This window comes from Polaromonas eurypsychrophila, from assembly GCF_014641715.1.
Lineage (GTDB): Bacteria > Pseudomonadota > Gammaproteobacteria > Burkholderiales > Burkholderiaceae_C > Polaromonas > Polaromonas eurypsychrophila.
Genome location: NZ_BMIG01000022.1, coordinates 22,489 through 35,439 on the forward strand (window position 1 = coordinate 22,489; position 12,951 = coordinate 35,439).

Genomic DNA, 12,951 nt, shown 5'->3' on the forward strand with positions numbered 1-12,951 from the left:
CCGGCTGGCGCTCGCCCGCGTGAGGACATTGGGCGTTGCAGCCTGCTCACCTTAAAAAACTTCACAAAAAGACCTGACATGAACATTTCCTCCTTCAAATTCACAGCCCTTGCCGCACTGACCCTTGTCAGCCTGGCCGCTTGCACCACCATGGTGCCCGAAGGCGCGGCGCGTGCTGAAAAGGCCGTGGCCGTCACCGCCTCGAACAAGCTGATCAAGTTCAACGCGGGCCAACCGGGCCGCATTCTGAGCACCGCCAGCATCTCCGGGTTGCAGGCAGGCGAAACCTTGCTGGGCATTGATTACCGCGTGTCCAAAGACCAGCTCTACGCGCTGGGCAGCAGCGGTCGGCTTTACACCATTAATGAAGACACTGCGGTAGCCACCGTCGTCGGCATGCCGTTTGCCGTCAAGCTCGAAGGCACGCAGTTTGGCTTTGATTTCAACCCGACGGTGGACCGTATCCGTGTGGTCAGCAACACGGGGCAAAATTTGCGTCTGCACCCTGACACGGGTGCGGTCGTGGACAGCAATATGACGCTCGAAGGCGTGCAAACCGACGGAAAATTGGCTTATGCAGCGGGCGACGCGAACTTTGGCAAATCGCCCATAACCGTTGGTGCGGCTTACAGCTACAACAAGGTGGACACCAAAATCACCACCAACTTTGCGCTTGATGCGGCCACTGGCGCTCTGGTGACTCAGGGTTCGCGCGAAGGCCTGGTGCCCCCGGTATCCCCGAACACAGGCCAGCTGTTTACTGTCGGCGCTCTTGGTATGGCGTTTACGACGGCCGCCTTCGACATTCAGGCCCTGAGCGACGTGGCGTTTGCGGCTTTGAGCAACGACGGCAGCCCGGCCAGCCGCTGGGTGACGATAGATCTGAAAACCGGCGCAGCCAGGTTGCTGGGCACGGTGGGTGGTGGCGAGCGCGTGGTCGGTATTGCGCTGGAGCCCTGATCAAGCAGGCAGTTGTCTCTTCCTGTTCATTCTGAGCTTGTCGAAGCGTGCTTCGACAGTGGATAGACCAAGCCTTGCCCGAACGTGTCATTGCCGTGTCTACCGCACAGCCAAGACTAGTGGCCGATCTCCGAGGTCTGGAACACGATTTCCCCGCTTGGAATATGCACCACACGAATCTGCTGGCGCGTCGGGTCAGCCAGGCTTTTGACAGCGACGGCCACCGCCAGCGAGCGGTCGGCGTACAGCGACTGAAAGTTGAGTGTGTGTGGCAGCAGGCTGCCCAGCAAAGGATTCCTGCTTTCAATGCGGTATTGAGCGGACGCCATGATGAGAGCCTTGTTGAAGTGATGCTGTCATCGTAGGCGTGATGCGCGACGCCGTCATGACAATCCCGCGTCCCGCAGGCCTTTAAGGTAAGCAAACGAAAACGCGCATCGGCAGGCACCGTGCCATAGCGTTTTCTGCGCCTACCAGTCTTCCTTGACCGCCAGCACCGCATCCCGCCCCGCCGCCGCGCGTCCCGCCAGCCAGGCGGTGACCGTGCCGGCCAGCACCACCGCCGCGCACAGGGCCAGCAGCCGGGGCCAGGGCAGGGCCAGGTCCATGGTCCAGTGAAAACTCTGCGGATTCACCACATGCACCAGCACCAGCGACACCGCCAGACCCAGGCCGAGGCCAGCCAGCGCACCGGCCAGTGTCCAGGCTGCGCCTTCTCCGGCGACCAGCGTGAGGATTTGCCGGCGTGTCAATCCCAAATGGGCCAGCAGTCCAAACTCCTTGCGCCGCGCCAGCACCTGCGCACTGAAGCTGGCAGCCACGCCGAACAGGCCAATGGCAATCGCGACGGCCTGCAGCCAGTAGGTCACGGCAAAGCTGCGGTCGAAGATGCGCAGCGAGCTCGCACGGATCTGGCTGCTCGATGCAAATTCGATCAGTTCACCCGCGCCCGGCGACTGGGCCTGCGCCAGTGCGCGCACCGCCTGCTGCACCTGCGGCTCCGCAGCGCCGGGTGCCAGCCACAGCGCCAGGTCGTTGACACGCCGGTCGCCGGTCAGGCGCTCAAAGTCGCGCTGGTCCATGGCGATGGCGCCAAACTGGCGGGCGTAGTCGCGCCAGACGCCAGCCACGAAGAACTGTTCGCCCCCACGCTTGTCGCCTTGCGTACTACGCTGCCCCACCAGGGGGCGGTCGCTTGCTCGGGGCGGCCCTTCGCTGCGCGGATTCGTCTTGCTTGCCGTCGCATTTGCTCCTGAATTGATAGCTGTTGGCGCTTGTCCGGTATGGGTCAGGGCCCGAAAAGGCTCCGTAAGCGGGGCAAACACCCGGCCGGGCTGCGCGCCATACAAATCGACCATGGGTTCACTGACATAAATGGCCACCTGGCCGGCGGGTACCGGCAGCGGCTCGCCCACCAGCGGCAGGCTGGCGGCAGGGTCTTGCAGGTCACGGGCAATCAGCGCGACGGCGGGCTGGCCGGCATCAAGCAGCAGTTGCGTCACACGCAGGCTGCCGGTGCGTGCCACGCCGGGGACCTGGGCCAGTGCCTGCACAAAGTCCGGCGAGAAGTACACGGTGTCGCTGGCGGCGGTGTTGCTGGCTGTGCGCACATAAACATCAGCAGGCAGCACCACGTCCAGCCAGTGCGTGACCGAGTCGCGAAAACTCGCCACCATCACGGTCAGGGCGACCGCCAGGCTCAGCGACGCGACCACGCCGCTGACAGCAACGGCGGCGCTTCCACGTACGCGGCGCGCGCGTTCAACCGCCAGCAACGGCAGCAGGTGCTGCGCGACGTGCGGTGCGATGCGGTCGTACAGCAGCGCGATCAGCCAGGGCAGGGCGCTGATACCGCCGACCAGCAGCAGACCGACCGACAGGTAGGCGCCCAGCGCGATGCCAAACACCGGGGGTGTCAGTGCGAGCAGGCCGGCAGCGGCGATCAGCAGCAGGCTGAGCCGCCAGGGCGTGCCGCCGGCTGATGGCGCGCCCAGGCCTTTGAGGGTTTGCGCAGGCGGCAACTTCTGCGCAGCGCGCGCCGGCCACCAGCCGCCAACCAGCGCGGCGGCTACGCCGAGCAGGCCGTAAATCAGCGCGGCACCTGCGTCCCATTGCAGCGCCGGAGCGACGCCGGAAAAGTATCCGCCGCCAAGATCACCACCCAGCAGGCGCAGGGCCAGCGTCGCCAGCACGGTGCCGAGCGCGATACCGGCGACGCTGCCGACAATGCCCAGCAGCGCCGACTCCCACAGCACCAGCCGCAGGCGCTCGCGGCCGGTCAGGCCCAGCACACCGAGCAGGGCAAACTGCTGTGCGCGTTTGGCCACACTCAGCGACAGCACTGAAAACACCAGGAAAGCGCCGGTGAACAGCGCCACCAGCGCCAGCACCGTCAGATTGACGCGGTAGGCGCGCGACAGGTTGCTGACACGCTGCGCGTCGTCGCCCGGTTCGGTGGCGGTGAGGGTGGCCGGTAGTTGCAGCGCGGCGATAAAGGCGGCACGGTCGCTGCCCGCCTGCAGGCGCAGGTCGATGCGCGAGAGCTGGCCGGTGCGGCTAAACAGCTCTTGCGCCGCGCCTATGTCCATCACCGCCAGCGGCGCGCCGCCAGCGGCCACGCTGCCAGCCACCTGCACATCGAGTAACTTCAGGCCGCTTTGCAGCCGCAGGCGCTGGCCCGCGAGGGCCTGCTGCGCGGCCGCGTTGAGAAACACCGCGCCGGGTATAAACAGTGCCAAACGCGCGGTATCAGCGGCAGGCACCGGCATCAGGGCCGGCGCCAGCCGGGCTACCACCAGCGCATCGACACCGACCACACGCAGGGCCACACGTTTGCCATCCGCACCGAGAGCATAGGTGCCAAGCTCCAGCACCGGGCTGGCTGCGGCAACTTCAGGATGGTTGGCCACACGCGCATACAGCGCTTCGTCAAAACTGCCGCGCACCGCGCGCAGCTCCAGGTCAGGCTGGCCGTTGACCGACCGCACCGCCTGCGAAAACTCGCTGAGCGCAGACGCATTGATCAGCTGCACCGAAAACGCCAGAGCCACACCCAGCATTACCGCCGCCACGGCGGCTGCGTTGCGCCAGCGGTGGTGCAGCAGTTCCTGCCAGGAAAAAGTATGCAGCAGGCGCAGCATGGGAAGTTTGCAGATTCAGGCCGCGCGCCAAAAGCGCAACGGCACGCAGGTCTGCAGGCGCTGCACCGCCTGGTCCATCAGCGCTGGATGTAATTCATGCCCAATGCTCGAGGCGATGTCGCAGGTCGCATCAGCGCCGAGTTCCATCAGCCGCGCATACGCCTGCTGCGTCAGTTGCGCCGGCACTTGCTCGTCACGCTGGCCGTGCAGCAGGTGCAGCGTGGTCAGGGCCGGCGCCTTGTCGGGCAGGGCGGCGTAACTGCCTGAAAATGCCAGCACCCGGCCGGCCAGTCCATCATGGGTGTCGCTCAGCGCCAGCGCGAGGGTGGCGCCCTGGCCAAAGCCAGCCACGGCGGTGTCGGACTGCAGCATGCCGAAGCGCGCTTGCTGCTCGCGCAAGAAAACGGCAAGGGCCGCCACAACCTTTGCCACACGTTCGGACCGGTTGCCGTCGGTCAATTCGATTGCCGGAAACCAGTGACGTTCGGTTTTACCCAGGTGGATGGACTCCACACCCTCGGGCATCACGATGACGGCTTCGGGGAAGGATTCACCGAGCAGGTTGGCGAAATCCAGCATGTCCATCGAAGAAGCGCCGGCGTCGTGCAGCAGCACGAACAGTTGCCGGGGCGGCGTGGCCGGCAGCAGTTCCAGGGTTTCGAAGGAAAAAGCAGTCATGGCTGATCTTAGGCGCGTATGCCGTCGCTGCTCAGATGCAGCACGCGATCGGCACGCGCGGCGGCAGTTTCAGAATGGGTGACCAGCACCAGCGAGGCGCCGTGTTCACGGGTTTGCGCCACCAGCGCGTCCATCACTTTGGCTGCGGTGCTGGGGTCCAGGTTGCCGGTCGGCTCGTCGGCCAGCAGCAGGCCGGGGCGGTGGATCAGCGCCCGCGCAATCGCCACGCGCTGCAACTGCCCGCCCGAGAGCTGCTGCGGCAGGCGCGCGCCCAGGCCGTCGAGCCCGACGGCGGCCAGCATGGCCGACACGCGGGCATCGTCGTGCTGGCCCAGCAGCAACAGCGGCAAGGCGATGTTCTGCGCGACATCAAGGTGCGGCAACACATGAAAGGCCTGGAACACGAAGCCGACCTTTTCGCGTCGCAACAGGGCACGCTGGTCGTCGCTCAGGGCCGCCATGTCCACGCCGTCCAGATGGACGGAGCCGCTGTCCCAGCTATCGAGTCCCGCCATGCAGTTGAGCAAGGTTGATTTGCCGACGCCTGATTCACCGACGATGGCGACAAATTCTCCGGGCGCAACCTCCAGCGAAACGTTCTGGAACACGGCGACCTCGCCGTAGTGTTTGCCGAGCCGGTTAATGCGCAGGCTCATGGGTTGGCCTCTCGCGCGGAATTTGTCATTGCGGGCTTGACCCGCAATCCATGCGACGCGGGCCGGGAAAATGGCTTGTGCGACATGGATATCGGATCGAATCCGGGACGACAGACGGAGAGAGTGAAGGCAAGCGAAAAATTTCTCATTGACCTGTTCTTCCCGTCTTCGATGCCGATACCGCTTTGAGCACTTGCTGCAGCGCATCGGGCGCATCGCAGGCGACAATTTGACGGTCGGGCATGGAGCGCAGCCAGGTGATCTGGCGCTTGGCGAGCTGGCGCGTGGCGGCGATGCCACGCTCGCGCAGTTCCGCCATCGGCCAGTCGCCGTTGAGGGCTTCCCAGACCTGGCGGTAACCGACGCAGCGCATCGACGGCAGGTCCGGGTGCAGGTCGCCCCGCGCGCGCAAGGCCTTCACTTCGTCCAGGAACCCGCTGGTGAGCATGGCATCGAAGCGCTGCGCGATGCGTTCATGCAGCCAGCTCCTTTCCTGTGGTTCAAGAGAAATAAGCGCCCCAGCCCTTTGCCGGTGTGCGTAGATAGCTCCTTTTTCGATAGCGTTTTGCTTTTGAAAAAACGACAAAGGCTGGCCCGACACGCGAAACACCTCAAGCGCGCGAGAGATGCGTTGCGAGTCATTCGGCGACAGCCGCGCCGCCGTGACGGCGTCGACCGCCGCCAGCTCGGCATGTAATGCCGGCCAGCCTTTGGCCTGCGCTTCGGCGTCGAGTGCAGCACGTGTCGCCGGGTCGGCGGTCGGCATGTCGTCGAGCCCGTCGCGCAGCGCCTTGAAGTACAGCATGGTCCCGCCGACCAGCAGCGGCAGCTTGCCGCGCGCGCTGATCTCGCCAATCAGCCGCGTGGCGTCGATCAAAAACTCGGCGGCGCTGTAGGCCTGCAGCGGGTCGCGGATGTTGATCAGGTGGTGCGGCGCGGCGGCCAGTTCGGCGGGTGTGGGTTTGGCGGTGCCGATGTCCATGCCGCGGTAGACCAGGGCGGAATCGACGCTGATGATTTCAACCGGCTGCTGCGCGGCGACGGCCAGCGCGGCAGCGGTTTTGCCCGAGGCGGTGGGCCCGGCAATACCGATCCAGCGCGGTGTTGTCATGGGCGCACCGGCGTGGTCAGCGCAGCCGGGTCGCCATGTTTCTGAACCAGCGTCCAGGCCGTCACTGAAATACAGACACTCCAGAACAGCACGCCATAGGCCAGCGGAAACACCGTGCCGTCCATGTGGCTGCCGAGCCAGCCGCCCATGGCAAAGGCGGCCAGCATCATCAGGAAGCCGTTAAGCGCAGAAGCTGCGCCCGCTGCGCCGGGAAAGGGGCTGACGGCCCCGCTCTGGCTGCAGGGCTGGTGCACACCATGCGCAAAAACAAACAGGTAATAGGGCAGCAGCAGGGCCCAGACGTTGTGCATGCCGGCCCAGGCCAGCGTGCTGATCAGCAGGCCACCGCTCAGCGTCAGGCCACCGGCCATCGCGACCGAGCGGCGCACGCCAAAACGCGGCAGCAGGCGGCGGCACCAGATGGTGCCCAGCACATAGACAAAAGACATCGAAAACATCACCAGGCCGTATTCGGTCTTGGACAGGCCCAGCACCTTGATGAAAATAAAGGACGAGGACGCCAGAAAGGTGAACAGCCCGCCATAGGAGGCGGTGGACAGCGCTGAGAAGGCGACAAAGGTCGGGTTGCGCACAATCGTCCACCATGTGCGCAACAGGGTGCGCGGTTCCAGTGCGCGCGGGTTTTTCAGCGTCAGGGTTTCTTCAAAGCGCAGCGCAATCATGGCCAGTGCGACCGCGCCGAAAACCGCCAGCACCAGCAATGCGGCGCGCCAGTTGAAGATGTCCGACAGCAGGCCGCCCAGCGGCGCACTCAGGCAGGCGATCACGCCCAGGCCGGTGAGCCCGCGCGACATGGCACGCGCAGCGGCCACCGGTGCGTAGAGGTCGCGCACGATGGCGCGCGCGCACATCACGGCCGCCCCCATGGCCGCGCCCTGCACGATGCGCCAGATGATCAGCAGCGCCATGGACGGCGCGAGCGCCGCGCCCATGGCAGCCAGCACGTAGGCGGCCAGGCCCCACAGCAAGATGGGCCGGCGGCCAAATCGGTCGGACAGCGGCCCCCAGAAAAGCTGGGAAATACCGAAGGCCAGCAACAGGCCGGTGAGCGTGAGCTGGGCCTGCGCCATGGGCGCGCCGAATCCTTCGGTGAGCGCGGGCAGGGCCGGCAGGTAGAGATCGGTGGTGACGGGCTGGATGCCGAGCAGCAGCGTGAGCACCAGAACCACCAGGGCGGGTGACATCGCAGGGGTTGCGGCAGGGGAGGAAAGGGCGGCGGACGGGGTGAGGGGCATTGATCGGAGGGTATCAGATGGGGGAAGCGCTGAACAAGTCTCTGCGGCGCGTGATCAGCCGGGCTTGGGCGGTCTGCTGCGTTGAATTCTTTGCCAATAGTGGGCTATTGGTTGCGAAATCCGCCTTGCATTCCATCCCAATCCGGCTGCCGCGCATCCGCAAGAACTGTTCGGCGCTTCCCGAGCCGCTTATTTCAGGCTGAACAACTGCGCCAACGCCTGTCGGTACTGGGCCTGGCCCACCGAATTGGTGTTGTGGTGCGAGCCGCCTTCGACCAGCACAAACAGCTTGGGCTGGACGGCCGCCTCGTAGAGTTTGCGGCCCAGGCCGGGCAGGATCAGGCGGTCTTCGCCGCCATGCACCACCAGCAGCGGCGAGCCTATCTTGTCGACCTTGTGAGCCGCTTCGAAACGCTGGGTGATCAGCAGTGATACCGGCACCCAGCCCCATTTGGAGGTGCTGACCACGTCGGCGATCGATGAGAAGGTGCCCTCTACAATCGTGCCGCTTTCGTCGCCAACCTCGGTAGCCAGGTGGATGGCGATAGGCCCGCCCAGCGAGTGGCCGAACACATAACGCGGCCGGTCCGGGTATTTTTTCGCCAGCCAGTCCCAGGCGGCGCGCGCGTCCTGGTAGGCGGTTTCCTCGGACGGCAGGGTCTGCGTGCTTTTGCCGAAGCCACGGTAGTCCACGCCCAGCACTGAAAAACCCAGCTCCTGCATGCGGCGCATGCGGGGTGCCGAGCCGGTCACGTTGTAACGCGCGCCGTGCAGGTACAGCAGGATGGGGGCATTGGGCTGATCGGCGGGCAGCCAGAGTCCGTGCAATTTGGGCGCTTCTTCGCCCTTTGAGGCGGCGGGCAGCTTGATCCAGACATCGTCCATGCCTTCGGCCGCCGCCAAGCCGCCGCTCCAGGTCCGGTCGCTGGGCTGGAAGATCCAGGCGCGCTGGCGTTCGTCGAGGGTGCTGCAGCCGGCGAGGACGGCAATGACCAGGGCCAGGGTGAGGGAGGCGAGGAGGGTCCAGCGTTTCATGCTTCAGGTGGAGTAGCGGGAACGGTAAAAGTTCGCATCTGTGCTGATTGTTGCGTGTCCCGCCCACCGCCTGATGTCTGCTCTGTGAAGTCGCGTAAAAATCAGGCGCATGGCAAAAGGTGCCGGACGGCGACTTGCCTTCACGAAACCGTCACTGGCGTGCACCACAGTGGGGGCTTCAAAAAAACACAGGGTATGTCATGAGAAACCACCGCCACATCGTGTCACGGTCACCTGCCGTTGCAGCCCTTCTGGCGGCCTTGCTACTGGCAGGCTGTTCCAGCCTGCCATCAGATGGCTCTGGCCGCTTTGCCACGCTGGACGGCAAGGAACCGCTGGTGATCGCTCACCGCGGCGCCAGCGGTTACTTGCCGGAACATACGCTGGAGGCCTATCGGCTGGCCATCACTCAGGGCGCGGATTTCATCGAACCGGATGTGGTGGCCACGAGGGACGGCGAGCTGGTGGTGCGCCAGGAGCCCAACATCACGGCAACTACCGACGTGTCCACCCGGCCCGAGTTCGCCAGCCGCAAAACCACCCGCATGGTTGATGGTTTGGCCGAAACCGGCTGGTTCACCACCGACCTGACCCTGGCCGAGCTCAAAACGCTGCGCGCCCGTCAGCCCATGGCCGAGCGCGACCAGTCGCACAACGGCCGCTACGCGGTACCGACCTTGCGGGAAGTGCTGGATCTGGCACGTAGCGAGGGAGCGCGGCTGGGCCGCACGGTGGGCGTCTACCCCGAAACCAAACATCCGACCTACCATGTGACGGCGGGCCTGGCCCTGGAAGACCGTTTACTCGCGCTACTGGCGGTTTATGGCTATACGGCTAAAAACTCGCCGGTGATCGTGCAGTCCTTTGAAGTTGCCAACCTGAAATACCTGCGCACTAAAACCGCAGTGCGCCTGGTTCAATTGATCGACGGCGACGGTGTTGATGCCCAAGGCGGGGTGACGCTGGTCGCGCCTTTCGACAAGCCGTATGACTTTGCCGTGGCCAAAGACAGCCGCAGTTTTGCTGACCTGCTGACGCCGGCGGGTCTCAGGGAGATCAAGACCTACGCGGACGGCATTGGCCCCTGGAAGGCCTATCTGCTGCGCGCCGGCCAGCTCGACGCCAATCGGGACGGCAAACCCGACGACATCAACGGTGACGGCGTGATCGACGAGCGCGATCGCGTCTTGATGTCTGCCACGACAGTGGTCAGGGACGCCCACGCCGCCGGCCTGTTTGTCCATGCTTTCACGTTCCGCAGCGAAGCGCAGCGGCTGGTGTCTGACTACCGCGGCGATGCGGAGGCAGAGTACAAGAAGTTTTTCGAGATGGGTGTGGACGGCGTTTTCAGCGACTTCCCGGATAGGGCGGTGGCGGCCCGGCGTCGCTGATCTGGCGACTCGAGGTGCGTGTCAATGCCTGGTCTAAACTGGGCTCATGTCCTCTTCGTTTTCTGCCCCGGGCGCCGTCCACTCCCCCTCGGGACGGCTGACAGCGCCTTCTTACTGGGCGCGCGTGTTGGGTGTGGCAGGTTTGTTGCCCTTCGCCGCCGGCGCTGCAGCGATCTGGCTGGCCAGCCCGCAAGACACCCTGGCCAGCGCAGTGTTGCTGGCCTATGCCGCGCTTATCGCCAGCTTTTTGGGCGGCATCCACTGGGGTCTGGCCATGCGCGAGTCGCCTGTGGATACGGCACAACTGCTATGGGGCGTCAGCCCCAGCTTGCTGGGCTGGCTCGCTGTTTTGCTGCCGCCACGCTGGGGGCTGTTGCTGGCGCCAGCCACGCTGATGGCCTGTTATGCGGTGGATCGCCGGGTCTACCTGCGCTTCGGCCTGGGCGCTTGGTTGGGACTGCGCGCGGGGCTGACGGGGGTGGCCTCGCTGTGCTGCCTGCTGGGCGCGTTGGCGGGGTGGCTGCGGTGAACCTGACCGGCGCACCGGCACCTGCCTAGCGCCCTCGCAGGAACAGTCCGTCCAGTTCTTTGACCGTGATTTGCCGCCAGGTCGGGCGGCCGTGGTTGCACTGGTCGGAGCGCTCGGTAGCTTCCATCTGGCGCAGCAGGCCGTTCATCTCGTCGAGGGTCAGCTTGCGGTTGGCGCGCACCGCGCCGTGGCAGGCCATGGTCGAGAGCAGCTCGTTGTGCGCGCGCTGGATCACGGTGCTGGCCTCGTGCTGGGCCAGCTCGGCCAGCACGCTGCGCGCCAGCTCCACCGCGTCGCCCTGTGCCAGGCTGGTCGGCACCGCACGCACCGCCAGGGTGCGTGGCGAAAAAGGTGTGATCTCCAGGCCCAGCGCCTTCAATGTCTGCTCGCTGGCCTCGGCGGCTGCCACTTCCTGCGGCGTGGCCGCGAAGGTGGCCGGGATCAGCAGCGGCTGGCTGGAGATGCTGGCGGAGGCGTCCAACTGGTTTTTCAGGCGCTCGTAAACAATCCGTTCGTGCGCCGCGTGCATGTCCACGATCACCAGGCCCTGGGTGTTTTCTGCCAGCACGTAAATGCCCTGCAACTGCGCGATGGCGCGGCCCAGCGGCCAGTCGCCGGGGGGCAGGTCGGCATTCTGGATGCCTGTGGACGACGCCTCCGCGCTGCGAAGCGCCTGTTCAGGCTCAGGAAGAACAGTGGAAGGGGCTGCAGAAGGCCACATCGCCTCAAAGTCAGACACCCGTGCATCCTGCCGGACAGGCTGATGTGCCCCGAAATTGATAGCTGGTTGCGCCCATGCAGCATGGGCTGGAGCCTGATTTGACTCAAAGATTCCGGGGACGATGCCGTTGGGCGCTGCCAGTGCGGCCGCGGCTGCGCGGGGCGCCGCCAGCGCGTTTTCGACCGCATGGCGCACCGCCTGGTGCACCTCGCGGCTGTCGCGAAAGCGCACCTCGATCTTGGTCGGGTGCACATTGACATCCACGCGCGCCGGGTCCATGGCCACATACAGCGCATAGACCGGCTGGCGGTGGCCGTGCAACACGTCCTCGTAGGCGCTGCGCGCGGCGTGGGTCAGCACCTTGTCGCGCACGTAGCGACCGTTGACGTAGGCAAACTGCTGGTCGGCACGGGCCCGCGCTGCGTCCGGAATACCGGCGCGCCCGGTGACGTGTAGCGCGCCCGAGCGGTAATCAACTGCCACGCTCTGCGCCAGCAGCTCGCTGCCGAGCACATCGGACAGGCGCTGGTCGTGGGCGTTCTGGTCCGCCGCGCCGTCGCTGGCACGCCATTGCTCGATCAGCTTGCCCTCGTGCCAGATCGCAAAACCCACATCGGGCCGCACCAGCGCGTGGCGGCGCACCGCCTCGATGCAGTGGGCCAGCTCGGTCGCGTCGGTTTTCAAAAATTTGCGGCGGGCCGGTGTCGCGTAAAACAGCTCGCGTACTTCGACGGTCGTGCCGCGGCTGCGCGCCACCGGCTTGAGCTCGCCGGACCGGCCGTCAAGCTGCCAGGCGTGGCTGTCGCCTTCGGTCCGGGACAGCAGGCTCATGTCGGCAATCGAATTGATGGCGGCCAGCGCTTCGCCTCGGAAACCCATGGTGCCGACAGACTCCAGGTCCTGCAGCGAAGAAATCTTGCTGGTGGCATGGCGCCTGAGGGCCACCGCCAGCTCATCACGCGGGATGCCGGAGCCATCGTCCTCGACGGCGATCAGCCGTACCCCGCCGGCCTGCAGCCGAACCGTCACTTGCGTGGCGCCGGCGTCCAGCGCGTTGTCCACCAGCTCGCGCACCACCGAGGCCGGGCGCTCGACGACCTCGCCGGCCGCAATCTGGCTGATCAGTTCGTCGGGGAGTTCGCGGATCGGGCGGCGGGGGAGGGGGGCGAGGGTCACACGGCGATTCTAGAGGGAAGAATTTTTGCGGGATGATGTGATGTTTTGTGGTCGGTTGGTTTGCAAGCAAGCCGGGTCTCGCCCCGGCGGGCGAGGCACTTTTCTTTGCGTCGCCAAAGAAAAGTACCCAAAAGAAAGGAGCGGGGAGTTCAGACTTGGTGTCTGAGGCATACCCGGCGGATGTGGATTGCCTGCACCAGTTGGCCGGGGGTTGCCCGGCGGCAAGTAACTTTCTTTTGCGTCGCTGTATAGACCGGAGACATAGGTGACACATGTGCGGAGACATGGTTGACGGTTT

11 protein-coding genes are annotated in these 12,951 nt (G+C 65.3%); 3 read left to right on the forward strand and 8 right to left on the reverse strand.

Annotation, left to right across the window (positions count from 1 at the left end):
• The first annotated feature begins 78 nt into the window (after window positions 1-78).
• A complete protein-coding gene (locus IEX16_RS19475) occupies window positions 79-960 on the forward strand; it encodes a DUF4394 domain-containing protein (RefSeq protein ID WP_188710222.1) in 882 nt (293 codons plus the stop codon).
• A 116-nt stretch (window positions 961-1,076) separates the two neighbouring features.
• Here IEX16_RS19475 and IEX16_RS19480 read toward each other — a convergent pair whose 3' ends face one another.
• The 7 genes from IEX16_RS19480 to IEX16_RS19510 all read right to left on the reverse strand — a co-directional run bounded on the left by IEX16_RS19480 (window position 1,077) and on the right by IEX16_RS19510 (window position 8,836).
• On the reverse strand, window positions 1,077-1,289 hold the full coding sequence (locus IEX16_RS19480) for a hypothetical protein (protein WP_188710223.1): 213 nt from the start codon (window positions 1,287-1,289) through the stop codon (window positions 1,077-1,079).
• 141 nt (window positions 1,290-1,430) lie between these two features.
• Entirely contained in the window at window positions 1,431-4,100 is a 2,670-nt protein-coding gene (locus IEX16_RS19485; protein WP_188710224.1) for an ABC transporter permease, read from the reverse strand.
• Between the two features lie 15 nt (window positions 4,101-4,115).
• Window positions 4,116-4,778, reverse strand: coding sequence for an esterase (gene ypfH, locus IEX16_RS19490; RefSeq protein ID WP_188710225.1), 663 nt, complete (start codon window positions 4,776-4,778; stop codon window positions 4,116-4,118).
• A gap of 8 nt (window positions 4,779-4,786) precedes the next feature.
• Window positions 4,787-5,434 carry an ABC transporter ATP-binding protein gene (locus IEX16_RS19495; RefSeq protein WP_188710226.1) on the reverse strand — a complete coding sequence of 216 codons (648 nt, stop codon included), beginning with the start codon at window positions 5,432-5,434 and terminating at the stop codon, window positions 4,787-4,789.
• Window positions 5,435-5,579: 145 nt separating this feature from the next.
• Window positions 5,580-6,545, reverse strand: a complete 966-nt coding sequence (gene miaA / locus IEX16_RS19500) for a tRNA (adenosine(37)-N6)-dimethylallyltransferase MiaA (protein WP_188710227.1) — start codon at window positions 6,543-6,545, stop codon at window positions 5,580-5,582.
• Window positions 6,542-7,750, reverse strand: a complete 1,209-nt coding sequence (locus IEX16_RS19505) for a multidrug effflux MFS transporter (RefSeq protein WP_229676460.1) — start codon at window positions 7,748-7,750, stop codon at window positions 6,542-6,544. The genes miaA and IEX16_RS19505 overlap by 4 nt, the downstream gene beginning before the upstream one ends.
• Window positions 7,751-7,990: 240 nt before the next feature.
• Window positions 7,991-8,836 carry an alpha/beta hydrolase gene (locus IEX16_RS19510; protein WP_188710229.1) on the reverse strand — a complete coding sequence of 282 codons (846 nt, stop codon included), beginning with the start codon at window positions 8,834-8,836 and terminating at the stop codon, window positions 7,991-7,993.
• Between the two features lie 200 nt (window positions 8,837-9,036).
• Here IEX16_RS19510 and IEX16_RS19515 point away from each other — a divergent pair, with 200 nt between their 5' ends.
• On the forward strand, window positions 9,037-10,227 hold the full coding sequence (locus IEX16_RS19515) for a glycerophosphodiester phosphodiesterase (protein WP_188710230.1): 1,191 nt from the start codon (window positions 9,037-9,039) through the stop codon (window positions 10,225-10,227).
• Window positions 10,228-10,273: 46 nt separating this feature from the next.
• Window positions 10,274-10,756, forward strand: coding sequence for a DUF3429 domain-containing protein (locus tag IEX16_RS19520; protein WP_188710231.1), 483 nt, complete (start codon window positions 10,274-10,276; stop codon window positions 10,754-10,756).
• Between the two features lie 25 nt (window positions 10,757-10,781).
• Here the strand turns inward: IEX16_RS19520 and mutL are convergent, their stop codons facing one another.
• The gene (gene mutL, locus IEX16_RS19525; protein WP_188710232.1) at window positions 10,782-12,653 is read right to left on the reverse strand and encodes a DNA mismatch repair endonuclease MutL; all 1,872 of its coding nucleotides are present in this window, start codon (window positions 12,651-12,653) and stop codon (window positions 10,782-10,784) included.
• Window positions 12,654-12,951 lie beyond the last annotated feature (298 nt).

What these genes read in the sequence shown, in the direction of transcription:
- IEX16_RS19485 (WP_188710224.1), bottom strand. Translation starts at nt 4,100, where the DNA reads ATGCTGCGCCTGCTGCATACTTTTTCCTGGCAGGAACTGCTGCACCAC.
- IEX16_RS19520 (WP_188710231.1), top strand. Translation starts at nt 10,274, where the DNA reads ATGTCCTCTTCGTTTTCTGCCCCGGGCGCCGTCCACTCCCCCTCGGGA.
- IEX16_RS19510 (WP_188710229.1), bottom strand. Translation starts at nt 8,836, where the DNA reads ATGAAACGCTGGACCCTCCTCGCCTCCCTCACCCTGGCCCTGGTCATT.
- IEX16_RS19480 (WP_188710223.1), bottom strand. Translation starts at nt 1,289, where the DNA reads ATGGCGTCCGCTCAATACCGCATTGAAAGCAGGAATCCTTTGCTGGGC.
- IEX16_RS19505 (WP_229676460.1), bottom strand. Translation starts at nt 7,750, where the DNA reads ATGTCACCCGCCCTGGTGGTTCTGGTGCTCACGCTGCTGCTCGGCATC.
- IEX16_RS19495 (WP_188710226.1), bottom strand. Translation starts at nt 5,434, where the DNA reads ATGAGCCTGCGCATTAACCGGCTCGGCAAACACTACGGCGAGGTCGCC.
- IEX16_RS19515 (WP_188710230.1), top strand. Translation starts at nt 9,037, where the DNA reads ATGAGAAACCACCGCCACATCGTGTCACGGTCACCTGCCGTTGCAGCC.
- IEX16_RS19475 (WP_188710222.1), top strand. Translation starts at nt 79, where the DNA reads ATGAACATTTCCTCCTTCAAATTCACAGCCCTTGCCGCACTGACCCTT.
- ypfH (WP_188710225.1), bottom strand. Translation starts at nt 4,778, where the DNA reads ATGACTGCTTTTTCCTTCGAAACCCTGGAACTGCTGCCGGCCACGCCG.
- miaA (WP_188710227.1), bottom strand. Translation starts at nt 6,545, where the DNA reads ATGACAACACCGCGCTGGATCGGTATTGCCGGGCCCACCGCCTCGGGC.